We start from the raw sequence: 22,423 nt of genomic DNA on the forward strand, positions 1-22,423 counted from the left end.
GCGTCACTCCCAGCGGAACGTGCGCGACACCAGCGCCAGCGACAACACCGCCCAGGCGGCGAGCACGGCCAGCGGGCCGAGCGGCAGCGCCGCGCCCTGCGCGAGCACCGAGCGCAGGCCGCCGGTGAGCGCCGAGATGGGCAACAGCTCCAGCACCGGCCGCATCCCCGCGGGGAACTTCGACAGCGGGAAGATCACCCCTCCCGCGCCCAGCAGCACCAGGTAGACGAGGTTGGCCGCGGCCAGCGTCGCCTCCGCGCGCAGCGTGCCGGCCATGAGCAGCCCGAGCCCGCTGAAGGCCGCCGTCCCGAGCACGATCAGCAGCCCCGCGCCCAGGAACGACCCCTGCGGCCGCCACCCCAGCGCCAGCGCCGCCGCCACGATCAGCACGACCTGGATGCCCTCCACGGCCACCACGGCCGCGGTCTTGGCCAGCATGAGCCCGGCCCTGGACAGCGGCGTCGCGCCCAGCCGCTTCAGCACGCCGTAGCGGCGCTCGAAGCCTGTCGCGATGGCCTGCCCGGTGAAGGCCGTGGACATGACCGCCAGCGCCAGCACGCCGGGCGCGAGGAAGTCGATCCGCCGCCCGCCGCCGACGTCGATCAGCGGCGCCAGCGAGAAGCCCACCAGCAGCAGCACCGGGATGATCAGCGTGAGCAGCAGCTGCTCGCCGTTGCGCAACATCGCGCGGATCTCCGCGCCCGCCTGCGCCAGCACCATGCGCGGGAACGGCGCCGCACCGGGCGCGGGGGTGAAGTCCAGCGCGGTCATCGCAGCTCCCTGCCGGTCAGCTCGAGGAAGACGTCCTCGAGGGTGCGCCGCTCGATGCGCAGGTCGTCGGCGGTGACGCCCTCGGCCGCGCACCAGGCCGTCACCGTGGCCAGCAGCTCCGGGCCCACCAGGCCCTCGATGATGTAGTGGCCGGCGGGCGACTCCTTGGCCGCGCTGCCCGCCGGGAGGGCGTTGAGCAGCTCCTCCAGCGCTAGCCCCGGCCGGGCGCGGAACCGGAGCTGCCGCTCCGCCCCGGTCAGCGAGGCAGGCGTGCCTTCGGCCACCACCCGGCCCCTGTCGATGATCACCACGTGGTCGGCCAGCCGCTCGGCCTCGTCCATGTGATGCGTGGTCAGCACCACCGCCACACCCGCGCCGCGCAACTCGCCCACCAGCTCCCAGCAGGCGTGCCTGGCCTGCGGGTCGAGCCCGGCGGTCGGCTCGTCGAGGAACACCAGCTCGGGCCGCCCGATCACGGCCGCGGCCAGCGACAGCCGCTGCTGCTGTCCGCCCGACAGCCGCCGGTACGGGGTCCGCGCGTGATCGGCCAGTCCCAGGCGTACCAGAAGGGCCTGGGCGTCGAGGGGACGGGCGTAGAAGCGCGCGACCAGCCGCAGCCACTCGCCACAGCGCATCGCGGGCGGCACGCCGCCCGCCTGGAGCATGACGCCCACCCGGGGCCGCAACTCGGGGCGCTGGGGTGCCAGCCCCAGGACCTTGACGGTGCCGGAGTCGGCCGTGCGGAACCCCTCGCAGATCTCGACCGTGGTCGTCTTGCCCGCCCCGTTGGGGCCGAGGACGGCGGTGACCGCGCCGCGCTCGGCACGGAGCGCGAGGCCGTCGAGTGCGGTGGCACCGCCATAACGTTTGACCAGGTCGACGATCTCGACGGCTGGGGATTCCATGGGCACGAGTTTAGGGACTATGCCACGCGGTCCGGGCCGCAGGTGAGGCAAGGGGGATCCTGGCCGGATATGGACAGGTCTTGACCCGCGGATTCCTCGGAAACCGTCGGCCCGGGGTGAGACTCTGACGGTGACATGGCGATCTCATGCCGACTTCTGAGATCGCTGTGCACTCCACGTCACAGGAGGTTGCAATGTCGCAACGCAGTGGGTATGACCCTGGAGTCCCGTGCTGGGTGGACCTGTCCAGCAGCGACGTCGACGCATCCGCCCGCTTCTACAGCGAGATCTTCGGCTGGCAGGCCGAGATGGTCGACGACCCGGCGGCCGGTGGCTACGGCATGTTCACCCACCACGGCAAGAAGGTCGCCGGAGTGGGACCGGTCATGGGCGAGGGGATGCCCTCGTCCTGGAACACCTACATCGCCGCCGACGACGTCGCCGCGCTCGCCGACCGGGTCAAGAACGCCGGTGGCACCGTCGTCATGGAGCCCATGCAGGTCTTCGACGAAGGCAGCATGACCGTCTTCCGCGGCCCCGACGGCTCCCACGCGGGCGCCTGGGAGGCGGGTCACCACCACGGCGCCGAGCTGGTCAACGAGCCGGGCTCGTTCTGCTGGAACGAGCTGATCACCCGCGACCCGGCCGCGGCCGAGCGCTTCTACTCCGAGGTCTTCGGCTGGCGGCCGGAGCTGCTGGAGATGGGCGGCCTCAAGTACACCGAGTGGCACGCGGGCGAGCCGGCCATCGGGGGCATGATGGAGATGCCCTCGGACTTCCCGCCGGGCACGCCCTCGTTCTGGATGACCTACTTCGCGGTCGCCGACCTCGACGCCACCACCGCGGCGGCCGAACGGCTGGGCGCCCAGATCCTCGTCCGGGCGATGGACGCGCCGCCGGGACCGTTCTCGATGCTCACCGACCCGCAGGGCGCCACCTTCTCCGTCATCCAGCTCCACGAACCCCAATGAAATATCTGATAACCGGGAATTAGGAGGACCGAATCCTGGTTTGACTCTCTCGGCCCTCGTGGGCCACTGGTCTGCGAGGGAGAGGGGTCACGCATGTCCGTGGCAGAAGCCACGTCCACCGTCGTCGTGCCGCATCAGAAGAGCCGCCGCGGACTGTTGCTGGTGATCCTGGGCGCGCTGTCGGCGATCGGGCCGCTCTCCATCGACATGTACCTCCCCGCGCTGCCCGCCATCACCTCCGAGATGCTCAGCGCGCCCGCCCAGGTCCAGCTCACGCTCACCGCCTGCCTCATCGGCGTGTCGGTCGGCCAGGTCATCGCCGGCCCGGTCAGCGACGTGCGTGGGCGGCGCATGCCGCTGATCGTGGGCGTGGCGGGGTTCATGGCCGCCTCGCTGCTCTGCGCGTTCGCGCCGTCGGTGCCCATGCTCATCGCCTTCCGGCTGCTGCAGGGCATCCTGGGTGGCGCGGCCCTGGTCATCGTGCGCGCGGTGGTGCGCGACCTGTACGACGGCGCCGCCATCGCCCGCATCTTCGCCACGCTCATGCTGGTCAGCGGCCTGGCGCCGATCCTGGCGCCCATCGCCGGGGCGCAACTGCTGGCGTTCACGTCGTGGCGCGGCGTGTTCGTGGCGCTCAGCCTCGCGGGCGTGGTCCTGCTGGCGGCCGTGCTGGCCGGCGTGCGCGAGACGCTGCCCGCCGAGCAGCGTGAGAGCGGCGGGCTCAAGCACACCGTGCGCACGTTCTGGCAACTGCTGCGCGACCGGGCGTTCATGGGGTACGCGCTCACCGGCGGCCTGGCGTTCGCGGCGATGTTCGGCTACATCTCCGGCTCGCCGTTCGTGCTGCAGGAGGTGTACGGCGCCACGCCGCAGCAGTACTCGCTCATCTTCGGGCTCAACGCGCTCGGCCTGACCGCCACGGCCCAGCTGGGGGGCCGGCTGTCGGGCCGGGTGCCGCCGGGCGCCCTGGTCGTGACCGGGCTGGTCACCGCCCTGACCGGGGCGGGGCTGCTGATGGCCGCCGCGCTCGCCGGGCTCGGCCTGTGGGGCATCGTGGGCGGGTTGTTCGTCATCATGCTCGGCCAGGGCCTGGTGCTGCCGGGCACCGGCGCGCTGGCGCTGGGCTCGCAGCCCGCTCAGGTGGCCGGCAGCGCCTCGGCCCTGCTGGGCGTGCTGCAGTTCGCGCTCGGCGCCCTGGCGGCCCCGCTCGTCGGCCTGGCCGGGGCGGGCACCGCCGTGCCCATGGCGGCCGTCATGCTGGGGCTCATCGCCTGCGCGGCGGTGACGTTCGCCGTGCTCGCCCGGCCGCGATCAAGTCAAGTTAGGTAAGGCTACCCTGCGTGACAAATTCCATCCCCTTCCTGGTCGGAACCGTTTGTGAACCGGGAAGGAATTACGGCACACTGATGTTGTGAAAAACATGCCCATGATGGAGCCAGGTCACGAGCGCGGCACGCGTGCCCGTGTCGCCCGGCTGATTCTTGAGCATGGTCCCGTCGCGGCCGCCGCCCTGGGCGAGCGGCTCGGGCTCACCTCCGCCGCCGTGCGGCGTCACCTCGACGCGCTGGTGGCCGACGGGATGATCGAACCTCGCACGGTGCGGCCGCGCGGTCAGCGCGGGCGCGGGCGGCCGGCCAAGCTGTTCGCCATCACCGACGCGGGGCGCAGTGCTTTCGAGCACGCCTATGACGACCTGGCCGGGAGCGCGCTGCGTTTCCTGGCCGAGCGCATGGGACGGGACGCGGTGGCCGACTTCGCTCGAGCGCAGGTGTTGAGCCTGCTCAAGCGGCTGGAGCCGGCCATGCGGACGGTGCCGGCGGACCAGCGCGTTCAGGTGCTGGCGCAGGCGCTGTCGGCGGAGGGTTATGCCGCCTCGGCCAGCAAGGCCAAGTCGGGCGGCGACCAGCTCTGCCAGCATCACTGCCCGGTGGCCCACGTGGCTGAGGAGTTCCCGCAACTCTGCGAGGCCGAGACGGAGGCGTTCGCGCAACTGCTCGGCACACCGGTGCAGCGCCTGGCCACGATCGCGCACGGCGACGGGGTCTGCACGACGCACGTGAGCCCACAGAAGCTGGGTGAATCCGCACATAGAGACAAAAGCAAGGAGACCGGAAGGTGACTGTCACCGACCGCCCGGAGCTGGAAGGCCTCGGGAATTACAAGTTCGGCTGGGCCGACCCGGATGCCGCGGGTGCGGCGGCCAAGCGAGGCCTGTCCGAGGAGGTCGTCCGCAACATCTCCGCTCTCAAGAACGAGCCGGAGTGGATGCTTGACCTTCGCCTGAAGGGCCTCCGCCTGTTCGACAGGAAGCCGCTGCCCACCTGGGGCTCTGACCTCAGCGGCATCGACTTCGACAACATCAAGTACTTCGTGCGTTCGACGGAGAAGCAGGCGGCGTCCTGGGACGAGCTGCCCGCCGACATCAAGAACACCTACGACAAGCTCGGCATCCCCGAGGCGGAGAAGCAGCGCCTCATCGCCGGTGTCGCCGCCCAGTACGAATCCGAGGTCGTCTACCACAAGATCCGTGAGGACCTCGAGGAGAAGGGGGTCATCTTCCTCGACACCGACACGGGCCTGAAGGAGCACCCGGAGATCTTCAAGGAGTACTTCGGGTCGGTCATCCCGGTGGGCGACAACAAGTTCGCCGCGCTCAACACCTCCGTGTGGTCCGGTGGCTCGTTCATCTACGTGCCGCCGAACGTCGAGGTCGAGATCCCGCTGCAGGCCTACTTCCGGATCAACACCGAGAACATGGGCCAGTTCGAGCGGACCCTGATCATCGTGGACGAGAACTCCTACGTCCACTACGTCGAGGGCTGCACCGCGCCGATCTACTCCTCCGACTCGCTGCACAGCGCCGTCGTCGAGATCATCGTGAAGAAGAACGCCCGCTGCCGTTACACGACCATCCAGAACTGGTCGAACAACGTCTACAACCTGGTCACCAAGCGCGCCGTCGCCTACGAGGGCGCGACCATGGAGTGGATCGACGGCAACATCGGTTCCAAGGTCACGATGAAGTACCCGGCCGTCTACCTGATGGGCGAGCACGCCAAGGGCGAGACGCTGAGCGTCGCGTTCGCCGGCGAGGGCCAGCACCAGGACGCCGGCTCGAAGATGGTGCACCTGGCGCCCCACACGAGCTCCAGCGTGATCTCCAAGTCGGTGGCCCGCGGCGGCGGCCGCACCTCCTACCGCGGTCTCGTGCAGATCGAGGAGGGCGCGCACGGCAGCGCCAGCACCGTCAAGTGCGACGCGCTGCTGGTCGACCAGATCAGCCGCTCCGACACCTACCCGTACGTCGACGTCCGCGAGGACGACGTCAAGATGGGTCACGAGGCCACGGTCTCCAAGGTCAGCGAGGACCAGCTGTTCTACCTCATGAGCCGCGGGCTCGACGAGGACGAGGCGATGGCGATGATCGTGCGCGGCTTCGTGGAGCCGATCGCGCGTGAGCTGCCCATGGAGTACGCGCTCGAGCTCAACCGGCTGATCGAGCTGCAGATGGAAGGAGCCGTCGGCTGATGGGCCTGAACGAGAAGCCCCTGTCGACCCTGCACGAGAAGGCGTCCTTCGAGCTGGGCGACTTCGAGGTCCCGAACGGGCGCGAGGAGTCGTGGCGCTTCACGCCGCTCTCGCGCCTGAAGGGCCTGCACAACGGCAAGGCCGAGCCCGTGGGCCACGTGCGCCTGGACGTCGACGCGGCGCCCGAAGTCACCGTGGAGACGGTCGGCCGTGACGACGCCCGGCTCGGCAAGGCGTTCGCGCCCACCGACCGGGTGAGCGCACAGGCGTGGCACGGTTTCGAGAAGGCCACCGTGATCACGGTGCCGCGCGAGGCCGTCGCGTCCAAGCACACCGTCCTGACGCTGACCGGGTCCGGCGACGGCGCCGCCTACGGCCACATCGTGGTCATCGTGGAGCCGATGGCCGAGGCCGTGATCGTGCTGGACCACAGGGGCAGCGCGGTCTACGCCGACAACATCGAGTTCGCCATCGGCGACGGCGCCTCGCTCAGGGTCGTCAGCCTGCAGGACTGGGACGACGACGCGGTCCACGTCTCGCACCACCACGCCCTGCTGGCCAAGGACGCGACGTTCCGCAGCTTCGTGGTGACGCTGGGCGGCGACCTCGTACGCCTGTCGCCCAACGTGACCTACACTGCCCCCGGCGGCGACGCCGACATGTCCGGCGTCTACTTCGCGGACGCGGGTCAGCACCTGGAGCACCGCCTGCTGGTCGACCACTCGCAGCCCAACTGCAAGAGCAACGTCGACTACCGCGGCGCGCTGCAGGGCGAGGACGCGCACACCGTCTGGATCGGCGACGTGATCATCAGGGTCGAGGCCGAGGGCACCGACACCTACGAGCTCAACCGCAACCTCATCCTCACCGACGGCGCCCGCGCCGACTCGGTGCCCAACCTGGAGATCCTCACCGGCGAGGTCGCCGGCGCGGGGCACGCCTCCGCCTCCGGCCGCCTCGACGACGAGCACATCTTCTACCTGCAGGCCCGCGGCATCCCCTACGACGAGGCCCGCCGCCTGGTCATCCGGGGCTTCCTCGGCCAGCTCATCGAGAAGATCGAGGTCGAGGAGATCCGCGAGCGCGTGCTCACCGCGGTGGAGGCGGAGCTCGCCCGATGAGGAGGAGAGAACCCGACGCAGTGAGCGAAGCGGTCCGCCACGAAGGAGCGGCCCGTGTGGCGAATGGGGAGTGGTGAACGACTCATGAGCTACGAGAAGGTCTGCAAGCTCGATGACATCCCCGAAGGGGGCGTCATCGGCATCGAGGTGGAGGACACCCCGGTCGCGCTCGTCCGCAAGGGCGAGGAGGTGTTCGCCCTGCACGACGTCTGCTCGCACGCCGAGGTGAAGCTCAGCGAGGGCGAGGTCTACGACGGCACGCTGGAGTGCTGGCTGCACGGCTCGTGCTTCGACGTCCGCACCGGCAAGCCCACAGGACCGCCCGCGACCAAACCCGTGAACGTCTACACAGTCAAGATCGACGGCGATGACGTCCTCGTCTCGCTCTCGAAGGAGTCATAACAACCATGTCCACCCTAGAGATCCGCGACCTGCACGTCGCCGTCGAGGCCAAGGAAATCCTGCGCGGCGTCAACCTGACCGTGGCGGCCGGGCAGACCCACGCCATCATGGGCCCCAACGGCTCGGGCAAGTCCACGCTCGCCTACGCCATCGCCGGCCACCCCAAGTACACGATCACTAGCGGCCAGGTGCTGCTCGACGGTGTCGACCTGCTGGAGCTGTCGGTCGACGAGCGGGCCCGCGCCGGCCTGTTCCTCGCCATGCAGTACCCGGTCGAGGTCCCCGGCGTGTCGGTGTCCAACTTCCTGCGCTCGGCCGTCACCGCCGTCCGCGGCGAGGCGCCCAAGCTGCGCGAGTTCGCCAAGGACCTCAAGAACGGCATGGACGCCCTGTCCATCGACCCCGCCTTCGCGCAGCGCAACCTCAACGAGGGTTTCTCCGGCGGCGAGAAGAAGCGCCACGAGATCCTCCAGATGGAGCTGCTCAAGCCGAAGATCGCCGTGCTCGACGAGACCGACTCCGGCCTCGACGTGGACGCGCTGCGCGTGGTGTCCGAGGGCATCAACCGCTTCCGCGCCGACGGCGAGACCGGCGTGCTACTGATCACGCACTACACCCGCATCCTGCGGTACGTGAAGCCGGACTTCGTGCACGTCTTCGCCGGCGGCCGGATCGTCGAGGAGGGCGGCCCCGAACTGGCCGAGAAGCTCGAGGCCGAAGGCTACGAGCAGTACACGAAGGCGTCTGCATGACTTCCACCAGCTTCGATGTGGAGAAGATCAGGAAGGACTTCCCGATCTTCTCCCGCGAGCTGCCCGACGGGCGCCCGCTCGTCTACCTCGACTCGGGCAACTCCTCGCAGAAGCCCGAGCTGGTCATCGAGACCATGCGGGAGCATCTGGCGCTGCACTACAGCAACGTCGGGCGGGCCATGCACGTGCTCGGGGCCGAGTCGACCGAGGCGTACGAAGGGGCCCGTGACAAGATCGCGGGCTTCGTCGGGGCGCCGTCGCGCGACGAGGTGATCTTCACCAAGAACGCCTCCGAGGCGCTCAACCTGGTCGCCTACGCCTTCGGCAACCCCATCAACACCGACCCTCGCTTCACCCTCGGGCCTGGCGACGAGATCGTCATCTCCGAGATGGAGCACCACTCCAACATCGTGCCGTGGCAGCTGCTCTCCCAGCGCACCGGTGCGACGCTGAAGTGGTTCGGCGTCACCGACGACGGGCGGCTGGATCTGTCGGCCGACGTGATCACCGAGCGCACGAAGATCGTCTCGGTCGCCCACCAGTCCAACGTGCTCGGCACCGTCAATCCGGTCGCCGAGCTGGCCAGGCGGGCCCACGAGGCCGGGGCGCTCATCATGCTGGACGCCTCCCAATCCGTGCCGCACCACCCGGTGAACGTCGCCGAGCTGGGCGCCGACTTCGTGGCCTTCACCGGGCACAAGATGGTCGGCCCGTCCGGCATCGGCGTGCTCTGGGGCCGGACCGAGCTGCTCGACGCCATGCCCCCGTTCCTGGGCGGCGGCGAGATGATCGAGGCGGTCTGGATGGACCACTCGACGTACGCGCCGGTGCCGCACAAGTTCGAGGCGGGCACGCCGCCGATCGTCGAGGCCATCGGGCTCGGCGCGGCGGTGGACTACCTCACCGGGATCGGCATGGACGCCGTCGAGGCGCACGAGCGCGAGCTGACGGCCTACGCGCTGGAGGCCCTGCGCGATCTGCCCAGCCTGCGGATCATCGGCCCGGAGACCCTCGAAGGGCGCGGCGGGACGGTGGCGTTCACGCTGGAGGGCATACATCCGCACGACGTGGGGCAGATCCTGGACGACCAGTTCGGCGTCGCCGTACGCGTCGGGCACCACTGCGCACGTCCGCTGCACCTGCGCTTCGGAATACCGGCCACCACGCGGGCGTCGTTCTACCTGTACAACACCACGGGCGAGATCGACGCTCTGGTGCGCGGCCTGCATCACGTTCAGAAGGTGTTCGCATAGCCATGATCGGCGAGTCGATGTACCAGGAGCTGATCCTGGAGCACTACAAGCACCCGCAAGGGCGGGGGCTGCGCGAGCCGTACGACGCCGAGGTTCACCACGTGAACCCCACGTGCGGCGACGAGATCACGCTCAGGGTCAAGGTGGGCGACGCCGGCAAGATCTTGGACGTCTCCTATGACGGGCAGGGCTGTTCGATCAGCCAGGCCGCCGCCTCCGTGCTGCACGAGCTAGCCACCGGCTCGACCGTCGAGGAATCACTCTCCGTGGTCGACGAGTTCACCCGGCTCATGCAGGGCAGGGGACAGGTGGAAGCCGACGAGGAAGTGCTCGGTGACGCGGTCGCCTTCGCGGGCGTGGCCAAGTTCCCGGCGCGCGTCAAATGTGCGTTGCTTTCTTGGATGGCTTACAAGGACGCAGTTGTGAGGAGTGCACCGTGAGTGAGCGAAGCGAGCGAACAATGAGGCGCTGTGTGAGCCTGCTCACGACGCCGACGAAGGAGGTGTCATGAGCAAGCCAGTGGAGACCCCTACCAACTTCGACGGTGAGACGACCGTCGAAGAGGTCATGGAGGCGCTCAAGGACGTGGTCGACCCCGAGCTCGGCATCAACGTCGTCGACCTGGGCCTGATCTACGGGCTCAACCTCGACCCCGCCGACGGCCAGCGGCCGGTGGCCACCATCGACATGACGCTGACCAGTGCGGCCTGCCCGCTGACCGACGTCATCGAGGACCAGGCCCACTCCGCGCTCGACGGCATGGTGTCCGACGTGAAGATCAACTGGGTCTGGCTGCCGCCGTGGGGCCCGGACAAGATCACCGATGAGGGGCGCGAGCAGCTTCGTATGCTAGGCTTTAACGTCTGATCTTTTTCTGTTGTTACGGCTGGCGTCAAGGGTCAGCCGTTTCAGCGTGCCATAGAGGGTTTCGGAAGGTCCGGGCCCATCCGGGAAATATCCGATAACATCCCGGCGTTGGTAACAGATGCACCCGACGCCTCATTGCGCGTCTCGCGCCGCCTGCGGCCGGTGCCCGGTGTATCCCCCTTGTGGATTTTGACCCGCCCCGATGGCGGGCAACCCTGAACCCCTGTGCGGCCTGAGCCGCACATCCTGGCTCGTCCTTTCGCAGAAGTGACGTGCCACTTCGACTGAAAGGCACGACTTTCGTGACCATGCTTGACGCTGTCATGCCCTCGTTCGACGAGAGCGCTCCGGACTCGATCACCTCAGGCCCCACGGCCGAGGCCGCTTCGCAGCCGGGCCCCTCCGAGTTCGAGTTGCTGGGCCTGCCCAAGCCGCTCGTGAGCGGGCTGGCCAGGCAGGGCATCGACAGCCCGTTCCCCATCCAGAGCGCGACGATCCCCGATGTTCTCGCGGGCCACGACGTGCTCGGCCGGGGCCAGACCGGTTCCGGCAAGACCCTCGCCTTCGGGCTGCCCACCATGGCCCGCCTCGCCGGCGCGAGGCCCGCGCCCGGCCGGCCCCGCGCCATGATCCTCGTGCCGACCCGTGAGCTCGCCCTCCAGGTCCACGACGCGATCGAGCCCCTCGGCCGCGGCCTCGGGCTGCGCATGAAGGTCATCGTGGGCGGCATGTCCATGGGCAAGCAGATCGAGGCGCTGCGGCGCGGCGTCGACGTCGTCATCGCCACCCCGGGCCGCCTCGGTGACCTGATCCGGCAGGGCGAGTGCTCCCTGTCCGACGTCGAGGTGAGCGTCCTGGACGAGGCCGACCACATGTGCGACCTCGGCTTCTTCCCCGTCGTCACCGAGCTGCTCGCGCAGACCCCCGCCGACGGGCAGCGGCTGCTGTTCTCCGCCACGCTCGACGGCGACGTCGACAAGCTGGTGCAGCGGTTCCTCAAGAACCCGATCACGCACTCCGTGGCACCGGCGACCTCGCCGGTGGACACCATGGAGCACCACGTGATGCAGATCACGCGCGACGACAAGTTCGACGTCATCGCCGAGATCGCCAACCGCGAGGGCCGTACCATCATCTTCGTCCGCACCCAGCACGGCGTGGACCGGCTGTGCAAGCAGCTGGCCCGGGTCGGCGTCAAGGCGGGCGGCCTGCACGGCGGCAAGCGCCAGAACCAGCGCACCCGCATCCTCGCCGAGTTCCGCGAGGGTTCCGTCAACGTGCTCGTCTGCACCGACGTCGCGGCGCGCGGCATCCACGTCGACAACATCAGCCTGGTGCTGCACGTGGACCCGCCGCAGGACCACAAGAGCTACCTGCACCGGGGCGGCCGCACGGCGCGCGCCGGTGAGAAGGGCACCGTCGTCACGCTGGTGCTGCCCAACGAGCGCCGCTCGACCGACGCGCTCACCCGGCGCGCCGGGATCCACCCGTTCCGCCTGAAGGCGACCCCGGGCCACCCGCGGATCGCCGAGGTGACGGGCGCCCGCACGCCCAGCGGCGAGGCCATCCCGGTCTGGGAGCCGGACGTCCGCAAGCCGCTGCGGCCCCGCCGCGAGGGCGGCGGTCAAGGGGGTTCGGAGCGCCGCGGCCGTCGCGGCCGCCGCGACTTCGACGGCGACCGTCGTCCGCGCCGTCACGAGGATGGCGGCCGCCCTGCCGGGGCCGGCGAGGACAGGCGTCCGCGCCGCCACGAGGACGGCGACCGGCCGTTCGGCGGCGCGCGTCGGCACACCGAGGGTGAGCGGCCGTACGGGCGCGCGCAGGAGCCGCGGACGTCCGGTGACGACCGTCCGCGGACGTTCGGCGACGACCGTCGCCGCGACAACGGGCCGCGGGGCGGGTACCGGTCCGACGATCGCCCGTTCCGGCAGGACGACCGTGGCCAGCGGGGCGGCGGGTTCCGCTCCGACGACCGCGGCGGCCGCTTCGGCGCCGACCGTGGCCGCCCGGTCTCGGCCGACTACGACCGCGGCACCCGTTCCGACGACCGTGGGCCGCGCGACGGCTACCGGTCGGGCGAAGGCTACCGCTCCGGCGGCGGCCGTGGTGACGACCGTGGCCAGGGCGGTGGCTTCCGCCGCAACACGGGCCGTCGCTTCGAGCGCTGACCCGAACTCGGTCCGCGCCGCCGCTTCTAGCCGAGCGCGGACCCCGTCCGCGCCTCGCGGCCTCTAGCCGAGCGCGGACCCCAGCCTGGGCCGGCAGCCCGTGACCCTGGTCCCGGGCCCCTGCTGTTCGCTGTCATCCTGCCCGCCGTACCTCGTCCATCGCGAGGTGCGGCGGGCAGTCGCGTTTACGGGGTGGGAACCGGCATGAATCGGTTCAGCAATCAGGGCTGCGAGCGCTGTAAATAGGGCAATAGGTGCTGATATGTTGCCTATTGTCGCTATCAATGTCGGAGAGTTGATTAATGGGCTTTCAGCGCGCGTTGCATGAGTCATGGACCGTCCAGGCGATAGACGGCGACGCGGGCACTCCCGCCGCCCTGCCTGCCACTGTGCCCGCTACGGTGCCGGGTTGTGTGCATACAGATCTGCTCGCCGCCGGTCACATCCCCGACCCCTACCTGGACGACAACGAGGACGGACTGGCCTGGATCGGCCGCACCGCCTGGCGGTACGAGACCGTCTTCGACTGGTCGCCGACCGGTCACGAGCGGACCGACCTGGTCTGCGAAGGGCTCGACACGGTGGCGCTGATCGAGCTGAACGGCAGCCGGGTGGGCGAGACGGCCAACATGCACCGGTCGTACCGCTTCGACGTCGGAAACTTTCTGCGGGAGGGGCGGAACCGGTTAAGAATCACGTTCAGTTCGCCGTATGAATACACCGACAGGCTGCGTGAAGAGCTGGGGGAGCGGCCCGGCTCGTACGTGGAGCCGTACCAGTTCATCAGGAAGATGGCCTGCAACTTCGGCTGGGACTGGGGGCCGAGGCTGGTCACGTCCGGGATCTGGCGGCCGATCGGCCTGCACGCCTGGAGCGGGGCCAGGATCGCCGGGGTGCGGCCGCTGGTCACGCTCGAGGACGGCGCGGCCAGGGTGGACGTCCACGTCCGGGTGGAGAAGGCGGGAGCCGCCGAGGTGACCGCGGCGATCAAGGGTGTGTCGGGACGCGCCGTGATCCCCGAGGGGCAGAGCGAGGCCGTGATCACGCTGGAGGTGCCCGACCCGCAGCTGTGGTGGCCGAGAGGGTACGGCGAGCAGGCGCTCTACGAGCTCGAGGTGTCGGCCGGCGAAGACGTGTGGCGCCGCGAGATCGGGCTCCGCGACGTGCGGCTGCGTACGGAGGGCGGCGCGTTCACGCTGGCCGTCAACGGCGTCGACCTCTTCGTCAGAGGGGTCAACTGGATCCCCGACGACTGCTTCCCCACCAGGGTGGACCGCGACCGCTACGCCGCCAGGCTCGCCCAGGCGTGCGAGGCGGGCGTCAACCTGGTCCGGATCTGGGGCGGCGGCCTGTACGAGAGCGAAGACTTCTACGACCTGTGCGACCGGCTCGGGCTGATGGTCTGGCAGGACTTCCCGTTCGCCTGCGCCGCCTACCCCGAGGAGGACCCGATCGGGGCCGAGGTGGAGGCCGAGGCACGTGAGCAGGTCGCCAGGCTGAGCGCGCACCCGAGCCTGGTCCTGTGGTGCGGCAACAACGAGAACATCGAGGGCTACGCCGACTGGGGCTGGCAGGAGTCGCTCCAGGGACGCAGCTGGGGAGGTGGCTTCTACCTGGAGACGCTGCCGCGCATCGTGGCCGAGCTGGACCCGACCCGCCCCTACTGGCCGGGCAGCCCGTACTCGGGCTCCATGGATCTGCCGCCCAACGACCCGGCTCACGGCACCATGCACATTTGGGACGTGTGGAACCGGCGCGACTACACCGTCTACCGCGACTACCGGCCCCGCATGGCCGCCGAGTACGGCTTCCAGGGCCCCGCCGCGTACGCCACCATCCGCAGGGCGATCAGTGACGAGCCGCTGCTGCCGGACTCCCGCGGCCTGCTGCACCACCAGAAAGCCATCGACGGCAACGCCAAGCTGGCCGCCGGGCTCGAGCCGCACTTCCCCATGCCCGAGACCTTCGACGACTGGCACTACCTCACCCAGGTCAACCAGGCGCGGGCCATCCAGCTCGGGGTGGAGCACTTCAGGGCTCTGTGGCCGCACTGCGCGGGCAGCGTGGTGTGGCAGCTCAACGACTGCTGGCCGGTCACCTCGTGGTCGGCCGTGGACGGGGACGGCAGGAAGAAGCCGCTGTTCCACGCGCTGCGCAGGGCCTACGCGGACCGGCTGCTGACCGTGCAGCCGCGGGACGGCGGCCTGGTGCTGGTCGCCGTCAACGACACCGGCCGCCCGTGGCGGGCATCGGCGCGGGCCGTACGGCACGGCTTCGACGGCGCCGTGCTCGCGACGCAGGACCTCACCCTCGTCGTGCCGCCGCGCACGGCCGCCACCCTGCCGCTGGCCCCGTCCGTCGCCGAGCCGGGCGACCCGCTGGCCGAGCTGCTCGTAGCCGAGATCGTCGGAATCGCCTCTGCGATCGCCGCCGCCGCGGAGAACAGCCTCGGCCGCCTGGCCGCGCCAGCCGACGTGGCGGCGACGGCAGGTGGGCCTGGTGAGGCGGTGGTGTGGGCAGACGGACCGCACGACGCGGCGGCGGAACCGCCGGTGGGTCGGGCGTTGTGGTTCTTCGCGCCCGACAAGGACCTGCGGCTGCCCGAGCCGCGCTACGACACGGTGACCGAGCCGGCGCTCGGCGGGCTCCGGCTGACGATCATCGCTCGCACGCTCCTGCGCGACCTGGCGGTCTTCCCCGACCGGCTGGACCCGGATGCGCAGGTCGACGACCAGCTCGTCACGCTGCTGCCGGGCGAGCGGGCCGAGTTCCTGATCCGTACGGCCGGCCTGGACGAGCGGGCCTTGGTCGGGTCGCCGGTGCTGCGCTGCGTCAACGATGTGGCGGTCCGATGAGGCGCTATCGGTTGTTGGCAGCCCCTTCGTGTGTTGCCGGCCCCCTTCGGCCGAACCGGCCAACTCGCCTCGGAACGGTCAGCCCTTGATCCCGCTGAGCGCGATGCCTCTGGTGAAGTACTTCTGGAAGATCAGGAAGAAGGCGATCGTCGGAACCGACGCGAGCAGCCCGCCCGCCATGATCGCGCCTTGGTGGTCGGGACCCCCGAAGTAGGAGTTGAGCCTGGCCAGCGCGACGGGGATGTTCGCCATCTCGTCGCTCTGCACGATGATGAGCGGCCAGAGGAAGTTGTTCCACTCCGCCAGCACGATGAAGATCGACATCGCGGCGAGTGCCGGCCGTAGCAGTGGCAGCACGATCCTCCACCAGATCCGCCACTCCCCGGCGCCGTCCACCCTGGCCGCCTGGATCAGTTCGTTCGGTATCGACTGCAGGAACTGCACCAGGAAGAACAGCACGAACGCCTTGGCCAGCGCCGGGACGATGTAGGCCTCGTAGCTGTCCAGCCAGCCCAGGTTCCGCATGATCACGTAGTTCGGGATCAGCGTGGTCTGCCAGGGCACCATCATCGAGGCGATGATCAACAGGAAGATGGTCCTGCGTCCCTTGATGTCGTGCTTGGCGATCACGTACGCGGCCAGCGAGCAGATCAGCAGCGACCCGACGGTGATGCTGGTCGTGATGAGGATGCTGTTGAACATGAACCGCCAGAACCCCAAGTCCACCTGGTAACGCTGGAAGATGCCCTGCAGGTGGCCGGGATTGACCGCTTGGGCGCTCCACTCCGGGTCGTAGAAGTTGGCGAACGTGGGGGACTCCGGCACGAACGACGGCGGCGTCCTGGCCAGCTCCCTCGGGGGTTTGAACACCGTGATGAGCAGCCAGTAGAACGGCGCGATCATCGTCAGTGCCAGCAGGTAGAACGGTAGGCGCAGAAGATGCGCGTTGATCCGGGCGCGCCGGCTGCCGCCTGTCGGGGTCCCGTGCGGGGACTGCTGGACCGGGGCGATCGTGTCCATGGGGGCGACGGCCATCACAGCTCCTTCATGGCGCGGCCCACGCGCAGGTTGATGAGGCTGAGCACGAAGATGACCAGGAAGAGCACCCACGCGATCGCGGAGGCGTAGCCCAGCCTGAAGTGGGTGAAGCCCTGGTCGTAGAGGTAGGGGACGATCATCAGGCCCGAGTCGAGCACGCCGCCGATGGTGTTGGCGCCCTGACTGAAGACGATGTAGACGGCCTCGAACACCTGGAAGGCGCCGATCAGGCCAGTCACCACCACGTACGTGGTGACGGGGCGCAGCAGTGGCAGCGTGATGTGGCGGAACTGCCGCCAGGTGGAGGCGCCGTCGATCTTGGCGGCCTCGTAGTACTCCTGGGGGATCGAGCCGAGCCCGGCGACGTACAGCACCATGCCGTAGCCCATGCCGCCCCACACCGACATCAGCACCAGGATCGGGATCGTCAGGCCGGGGGTGGCCAGCCAGGCGACGGCGCTGCCGCCGAACCAGTCCACGATCGTGTTGGCCAGGCCCACGTCGCTGGGGTACAGAACCCACTTCCACATCAGCATGAGCGCGATGGAGGAGGTCACCGAGGGCAGGAAGAACAGGGTGCGCATGATCCGGTGCGGCCAGCTGGTGCCGTTGAACGCCAGCGCCAGGCCCAGCGACAGCAGCGTGCCGAGCACGACCGACCCCACAACGTACAGGGCCGTGTTGCCCAGCGCGTGGCGGAACCTGGTGTCGGACGCCAGCTGCACGAAATTGTCCACACCGGTGAACACCGCGGGATTGATCCCGTCGAACGTGGTGAAGCTCAGGTAGAGCGAGTTGGCCAGCGGCCAGAGCAGGAACCCCGCGAACAAGGCGAGGAACGGCAGCAGCATCGCGTACGAGGTGCCGTAGCGGCGCAGCCTGCCGCGCAGAGGGATGGGGGAGGCCATGTCAGACTCCTGGATCAGGGGCCGGGACCGGGCGGCGCCGGTCCCGGCGGAGCGGCTATCCGGCGTTGCGTTCCATGACCTTGGCGGCTTCCGCCAGTGCGGTCTTGATGTCCGCCTTGCCGAGGATCGCTGACTGGAGCTGCTTGGTCACGTCCGGCGCGCTCTCGTCCCAGCCGGGGCAGCCCGGCGCGGCCTTGCCGGTCTTGATCGAGGCTTCGAACACCTGGGCCTGCTCAGGAGTGAACACCGAGCCGTTCACGATCTTGTCGGGGCGCGGCGGAATGTAGGAGATGTTCCGCTTTTTGGCCTCGTCCGCGATCGCGGTGATGGCCTCGTCGCTGTACATGAACTTGACGAAGTCCGTGCTCGTCTGGACGTACTTGCTGAAGGAGGTCACGCCGATGGCCCGGCCGCCGATGAACGCGGTCGGCCCGGCGGGGCCTGCGGGGATCGTGGTCATCGCCCACTTGCCCTTCAGCTTGGGCTTGTTGATGTCGATGCCCTTGGCGATCCAGTTGCCCGCCACCACCATCGCGGTGCCGGTGTCCAGCGCGTCGGCGCCTTCCACGGTCGCGGTGGGCGCGCCGTGCTCGCGGTAGAGGTCCACCCAGTACTTCAGCGCCTGCTCGGCCTGCGGGGTGTTGAGCGAGGGCTTGCAGTCGGCGGTGTAGAACGAGCCGCCCGCCTGGTAGAGGTAGTTGAAGTAGCCGATCCAGTCGAGGTTGCCCCAGTCCTGGCCGTAGGGCTTCTTGACCCCGGCCGCTTTGAGCTTGCCGATGGTCGCGGTCAGCTCCTCCCAGGTCTTGGGCGGCTCGACCTTGGCCTGCTCCAGCAGGTCGGTGCGGTAGTAGAGGGCGAGGGTCGACATGTCCAGCGGCACGCCGTACACCGAGCCGTCGGGGGAGATGGCCGACTCCCACTGGGCGGGCAGGGCCTGCGCTTTGAGTGACTCGAGGCCGTGCTTGCGCAGGTCCACCATGGCGCCCCTGGCGCCGAACTGGATGGTCCACGTCATGCCGCCGGAGATGATGTCGGGTCCGTTGCGGCTGGTGGCCGCCGCCAGCAGTTTGGCGTACGCGTCGGACCACGACAGGGTCTGCACCTTGACCGTCACGTTCGGGTGCTTCTGCTTGTAGAGGTCGGCGGCCTTCTGGAAGGTCGCGGTCTCGTCGTCTCCGCCCGTGGACCAGAAGGACAGAGTCACGGGGGCGTTCGCGTTCTGGTTCGCCTGCTGGGTCTGCGTCTGGCCGCTCGTGGCGCAGGCCGCGCTCAGAGCCGCCAACAGGACCGTGCTGCAAGCTGCCATCATTCGTCGCATGGGCCATCCGATCTATCGGTCGGATGGGCGCCTTCCGGGGGCGTGCGGATGTGCGAGGGCATCCCACGACCGGCGCCCAATTCATATGTGAAGGGATCTCACCACTTAAACGGGTAAGTTACAATAGGCTGACGACAACGTTGTCATGATGTTTCCGCTCCACAGGGCCCCGACCTGTAGGTCAGCGGCTTATGAAACGGTTCGGTCACATCCCCGCGGGAGCGGTGCTGCCCCGGGGCAGCAGGCGCGCCGCCGGCCCCTCAAGACTCCCCGTCTCACCGCTTCCGATCAGCCGGAGCAGGGTCTGGGCGGCGTGCGCGCCGCAGGCGGGGATGTCGCGCGTCACCGCCGTCAGCGACGGCCGCACCACCTGGGAGAGCGGCGAGTCGTCCCAACCCACGATCGACAGCTCGGTGGGGACGTCCAGGCGCATCTCCTGGGCGACCGACAGCCCCGCCACCGCCATGATGTCGTTGTCGTAGACGATCGCGCTGGGCCTGGCCCGAGAGCTGAGCAGCCGACGGGTCGCCCGGGCGCCCTGCTCACCCGTGTAGTCGGTGTGGACGACCGGATGCTCGGTCACGCCCGACTCGGCGCAGATCTCCGCGAACGCCTCGTCCCTGATCCTCGTGTGGAGCAGCGCCGGCAGCCCGGCAACCCTGGCGATGTGCCGGTGGCCGAGCGCCGCGAGATACTCGATCACCTCGCGCAACACGACCACCTCGTCCGACCACACCGCGGGCAGCGAGCCGGTGCCCGACGGGTGCCCGGTCACGACCGCAGGCATGCCGAGCTGCTCGACCACCGGGATGCGGGGATCGTCGGCGTGCAGGTCGACCAGGATCGCGCCGTCCACCCTGCCCTCGCCCCACCAGCGCCGGTAGACCGCGATCTCGGCCTCGTGGCTGGGGACCACCTGCAACATCAGCGCGCACGAGTTGGCTGCCAGCTCACCCTCGATGCCGCTGATCAGCTCCATGAAGAACGGCTCCACGCCGAGGAAGCGGGCGGGCCGGCAGAGCACCAGGCCGATGGCGTCGGCCCGGGCGCCGCTGAGCGAGCGCGCGGCCACGTTCGGCCGCCAGCCGATCTCCTGGGCGATGGCCTGGATGCGGGCTCTGGTCTCCTCCGAGACGCCGGGCTGGCCGTTCAGCGCGTAGGAGACGGCACCCTTGGACACGCCGGCCCGCTTGGCGATGTCGGCGATCGTCGGCCTTTTCACCCGGGCTCCTATCCATGAAACTTTCGCTGAACCGTATCAGCGACATGATGACAGAATTCCTGTCCGATTCCCTCTGGAGGAGCGCTCTTGTTCGTCGACATGCCGCTCGCACAACTACGCGAGTACCTCCCCGAACGCACCGAGCCCGCCGGCTTCGACGCCTTCTGGGCCCGCACACTGGCCGAGACCCGCGCTCACGACCTCGATCCCTCGTTCACGCCCGTGCCGTCCGAGCTGACGGTCGGCGAGGTGTACGACGTCACGTTCGCCGGATTCGGCGGCCACCCGATCAAGGGCTGGTTGCTCCTGCCGCGCCACGCCGACGGTCAGGTGCCCTGCGTTGTCGAGTACCAGGGCTACGGCGGCGGGCGCGGGCTGCCGATCGACTGGCTGCTGTGGCCCAGCGTCGGCTATGCGGTGTTCGCCATGGACAGCCGGGGACAGGGCGCCGGCGGATGGCGGCGCGGCGACACCGCCGACCCGTTCCCCGGCACCGGCCCGCAGACGCCCGGCGTCATGACCAGCGGCATCCACGACCCGGACACCTATTACTACCGGCGGCTGTACACCGACGCCGTACGCGCGGTCGAAGCCGCCCGGGCGCATCCCCGGGTGGGCACGGTCGCGGTCGGCGGCGCCAGCCAGGGCGGCGCCATCGCCCTGGCCGTCTCGGCGCTGGCGCCCGATCTGGCCTGTGCCTTCATCGACGTCCCGTTCATGTCGCACGTCAGGCATGCCACCGAGATCACGGCCGAGCACCCGTACGCTGAGATCGCCGCCTACTGCAGGGTGTTCAAGGACCGGGTGGAGCCGGTCTTCGAGACGCTGTCCTACTTCGACGGGGTCAACTTCGCCGCCCGCGCCGCCACGCCCGCCCTGTTCTCCGTCGGGTTGCAGGACGGGATCACGCCGCCGTCCACGGTGTTCGCCGCCTACAACCACTACGCCGGCGAGAAGGACATCAAGGTCTATCCGTACAACGGGCACGAGGGCGGCGAGTCCGTTCAGGCCATGGAGAGGATCGCGCGCGCGAGGAAGGCGCTCGGTTGACCGGCGCCGTCTCGCGTGGCGGACGCGGGGCGGCGGCATCCGCTGTCGCAGACTAGGCTTTATAGGCACGTCAGCCGACCGACGAGAGAGACCATGAAGACCTTCGAAGAGCTGTTCGCCGAGCTGTCAGAGAAGGCTCGGACCCGGCCCGCGGGCTCGGGCACCGTGGCCGCGCTCGACGCCGGCGTCCATGCCATCGGCAAGAAGGTCGTCGAGGAGGCCGCCGAGAGCTGGATGGCCGCCGAGCACGAGTCAGACGACAGGGCCGCCGAGGAGATCTCGCAGCTCCTCTACCACGTGCAGGTGCTCATGATCGCCAAGGGCATCGGTCTCGACCAGGTCTACAAGCATCTCTAGGGCGCCGAGCGCCCGCCGCCGACAACCCTGGAGAAGCTACGGAAACGAGGACCTGACATGCTGCGTCTGGCAGTACCCAACAAGGGCGCGCTCAGCGAGGCCGCCCAGCACATGCTCAAAGAGGCCGGTTACCGGCCGCGCAGGGACAGCAAGGAGCTTGTCCTCGTCGACGAGGACAACGGCTGTGAGCTGTTCTTCCTGCGCCCTCGCGACATCGCCGTCTACGTCGGAGAGGGCACGCTCGACCTCGGCATCACCGGCCGGGACATGCTGGTCGACTCCGGTGCGCCGGTCGAGGAGATCATGCCGCTCGGCTTCGGCGGCTCCACCTTCCGCCTGGCCGCCGCCGCGGGCACGATGACGTCGGTCCAGGACCTCGACGGCCGGCGCATCGCCACCTCCTACGCGGGCCTGCTCGAGAAATACCTGTCCGACCAGGGCGTGGACGCGCGCGTGATCAAGCTGGACGGTGCCGTCGAGACCGCCATCAGGCTCGGCGTGGCCGACGCGGTCGCCGACGTCGTGGAGACCGGCACCACGCTGCGCAACGTCGGCCTGGAAGTGTTCGGCGAGCCGATCATGCGCTCGGAGGCCGTGCTGATCAAGCGGGAGGGCGCGGCGGAGACGCCCGGCGCCGGCCAGCTCGTCCGCCGCTTCCAGGGCGTCGTGCACGCGCGCGACTTCGTCATGATGGATTACGACATCCGCGCCGAGCGGATCGAGGAGGCCATCGCGCTCACGCCCGGCATGGAGGGTCCGACGGTCTCGCCGCTGCACCGCGAGGGCTGGGTCGCCGTCCGCGCCATGGTCCGGCGCAAGGGCCACCAGCAGGTCATGGATCAGCTGTGGGACATCGGCGCCAGGGCCATCCTGGTCACCGACATCTACGCCTGCCGGCTTTGACCTTCCCCGGCTGTGGGCGGCAGGCTGTCCTGCC

21 protein-coding genes are annotated in these 22,423 nt (G+C 69.4%); 15 read left to right on the plus strand and 6 right to left on the minus strand.

Translation table 11 applies throughout. The features are described 5' to 3' along the window. Positions 1–3: 3 nt before the first annotated feature. Both ETD86_RS12615 and ETD86_RS12620 read right to left on the minus strand, forming a co-directional pair. Positions 4–771, minus strand: a complete 768-nt coding sequence (locus ETD86_RS12615; protein WP_138666318.1) for an ABC transporter permease — start codon at positions 769–771, stop codon at positions 4–6. Next, positions 768–1,676 (minus strand): ABC transporter ATP-binding protein, encoded by a 909-nt coding sequence (locus ETD86_RS12620; RefSeq protein WP_138666319.1) that lies wholly within the window; start codon positions 1,674–1,676, stop codon positions 768–770. The genes ETD86_RS12615 and ETD86_RS12620 overlap by 4 nt, the downstream gene beginning before the upstream one ends. Before the next feature lie 194 nt (positions 1,677–1,870). Here ETD86_RS12620 and ETD86_RS12625 point away from each other — a divergent pair, with 194 nt between their 5' ends. From ETD86_RS12625 to ETD86_RS12680, 12 genes are all read left to right on the plus strand, one after another. Then, positions 1,871–2,647: a VOC family protein gene (locus ETD86_RS12625; protein WP_138666320.1), complete on the plus strand. Its 777-nt coding sequence runs from the start codon at positions 1,871–1,873 to the stop codon at positions 2,645–2,647. 93 nt (positions 2,648–2,740) lie between these two features. Then, positions 2,741–3,976 carry a multidrug effflux MFS transporter gene (locus tag ETD86_RS12630; protein WP_138666321.1) on the plus strand — a complete coding sequence of 412 codons (1,236 nt, stop codon included), beginning with the start codon at positions 2,741–2,743 and terminating at the stop codon, positions 3,974–3,976. 91 nt (positions 3,977–4,067) lie between these two features. Then, the gene (locus ETD86_RS12635; protein WP_138666350.1) at positions 4,068–4,766 is read left to right on the plus strand and encodes a helix-turn-helix transcriptional regulator; all 699 of its coding nucleotides are present in this window, start codon (positions 4,068–4,070) and stop codon (positions 4,764–4,766) included. Then, the gene (gene sufB, locus ETD86_RS12640) at positions 4,763–6,175 is read left to right on the plus strand and encodes a Fe-S cluster assembly protein SufB (protein WP_138666322.1); all 1,413 of its coding nucleotides are present in this window, start codon (positions 4,763–4,765) and stop codon (positions 6,173–6,175) included. The genes ETD86_RS12635 and sufB overlap by 4 nt, the downstream gene beginning before the upstream one ends. Next, positions 6,175–7,296 carry a Fe-S cluster assembly protein SufD gene (sufD, locus tag ETD86_RS12645; RefSeq protein WP_138666323.1) on the plus strand — a complete coding sequence of 374 codons (1,122 nt, stop codon included), beginning with the start codon at positions 6,175–6,177 and terminating at the stop codon, positions 7,294–7,296. The genes sufB and sufD overlap by 1 nt, the downstream gene beginning before the upstream one ends. Before the next feature lie 84 nt (positions 7,297–7,380). After that, positions 7,381–7,698, plus strand: coding sequence for a Rieske (2Fe-2S) protein (locus ETD86_RS12650; protein WP_138666324.1), 318 nt, complete (start codon positions 7,381–7,383; stop codon positions 7,696–7,698). Between the two features lie 5 nt (positions 7,699–7,703). Continuing rightward, the gene (sufC, locus tag ETD86_RS12655; protein WP_138666325.1) at positions 7,704–8,450 is read left to right on the plus strand and encodes a Fe-S cluster assembly ATPase SufC; all 747 of its coding nucleotides are present in this window, start codon (positions 7,704–7,706) and stop codon (positions 8,448–8,450) included. Further along, on the plus strand, positions 8,447–9,703 hold the full coding sequence (locus ETD86_RS12660; protein WP_138666326.1) for a cysteine desulfurase: 1,257 nt from the start codon (positions 8,447–8,449) through the stop codon (positions 9,701–9,703). Before sufC ends, ETD86_RS12660 begins: the two co-directional genes overlap by 4 nt. Before the next feature lie 2 nt (positions 9,704–9,705). Then, the gene (gene sufU, locus ETD86_RS12665) at positions 9,706–10,143 is read left to right on the plus strand and encodes a Fe-S cluster assembly sulfur transfer protein SufU (RefSeq protein WP_138666327.1); all 438 of its coding nucleotides are present in this window, start codon (positions 9,706–9,708) and stop codon (positions 10,141–10,143) included. A gap of 67 nt (positions 10,144–10,210) precedes the next feature. Further along, complete coding sequence (locus tag ETD86_RS12670; protein ID WP_138666328.1) at positions 10,211–10,570, plus strand: metal-sulfur cluster assembly factor; 360 nt, start codon at positions 10,211–10,213, stop codon at positions 10,568–10,570. 308 nt (positions 10,571–10,878) lie between these two features. Beyond that, the gene (locus tag ETD86_RS12675; RefSeq protein ID WP_246147876.1) at positions 10,879–12,738 is read left to right on the plus strand and encodes a DEAD/DEAH box helicase; all 1,860 of its coding nucleotides are present in this window, start codon (positions 10,879–10,881) and stop codon (positions 12,736–12,738) included. Between the two features lie 302 nt (positions 12,739–13,040). Beyond that, positions 13,041–15,593, plus strand: coding sequence for a glycoside hydrolase family 2 protein (locus ETD86_RS12680; protein WP_138666329.1), 2,553 nt, complete (start codon positions 13,041–13,043; stop codon positions 15,591–15,593). Positions 15,594–15,671: 78 nt separating this feature from the next. On the opposite strand, the gene ETD86_RS12685 is transcribed toward ETD86_RS12680, so the two are convergent. The 4 genes from ETD86_RS12685 to ETD86_RS12700 all read right to left on the minus strand — a co-directional run bounded on the left by ETD86_RS12685 (position 15,672) and on the right by ETD86_RS12700 (position 20,079). Next, positions 15,672–16,628 carry a carbohydrate ABC transporter permease gene (locus ETD86_RS12685; RefSeq protein ID WP_138666330.1) on the minus strand — a complete coding sequence of 319 codons (957 nt, stop codon included), beginning with the start codon at positions 16,626–16,628 and terminating at the stop codon, positions 15,672–15,674. Next, the gene (locus tag ETD86_RS12690; protein WP_138666331.1) at positions 16,628–17,539 is read right to left on the minus strand and encodes a carbohydrate ABC transporter permease; all 912 of its coding nucleotides are present in this window, start codon (positions 17,537–17,539) and stop codon (positions 16,628–16,630) included. The genes ETD86_RS12685 and ETD86_RS12690 overlap by 1 nt, the downstream gene beginning before the upstream one ends. Positions 17,540–17,594: 55 nt before the next feature. Next, positions 17,595–18,821: an extracellular solute-binding protein gene (locus ETD86_RS12695; protein ID WP_170223046.1), complete on the minus strand. Its 1,227-nt coding sequence runs from the start codon at positions 18,819–18,821 to the stop codon at positions 17,595–17,597. Between the two features lie 241 nt (positions 18,822–19,062). Beyond that, entirely contained in the window at positions 19,063–20,079 is a 1,017-nt protein-coding gene (locus ETD86_RS12700; protein ID WP_138666333.1) for a LacI family DNA-binding transcriptional regulator, read from the minus strand. Positions 20,080–20,166: 87 nt separating this feature from the next. Between ETD86_RS12700 and ETD86_RS12705 the strand changes: the two genes are divergently transcribed. The 3 genes from ETD86_RS12705 (at position 20,167) to hisG (ending at position 22,389) form a co-directional block, all read left to right on the plus strand. Then, positions 20,167–21,129, plus strand: a complete 963-nt coding sequence (locus tag ETD86_RS12705; protein ID WP_138666334.1) for an acetylxylan esterase — start codon at positions 20,167–20,169, stop codon at positions 21,127–21,129. A 93-nt stretch (positions 21,130–21,222) separates the two neighbouring features. Then, a complete protein-coding gene (locus ETD86_RS12710; protein ID WP_020547470.1) occupies positions 21,223–21,486 on the plus strand; it encodes a phosphoribosyl-ATP diphosphatase in 264 nt (87 codons plus the stop codon). A gap of 57 nt (positions 21,487–21,543) precedes the next feature. Beyond that, positions 21,544–22,389 (plus strand): ATP phosphoribosyltransferase, encoded by an 846-nt coding sequence (hisG, locus tag ETD86_RS12715; RefSeq protein ID WP_138666335.1) that lies wholly within the window; start codon positions 21,544–21,546, stop codon positions 22,387–22,389. Positions 22,390–22,423: the final 34 nt, after the last annotated feature.

The organism is Nonomuraea turkmeniaca (assembly GCF_005889735.1).
GTDB classification, from domain to species: domain Bacteria; phylum Actinomycetota; class Actinomycetes; order Streptosporangiales; family Streptosporangiaceae; genus Nonomuraea; species Nonomuraea turkmeniaca.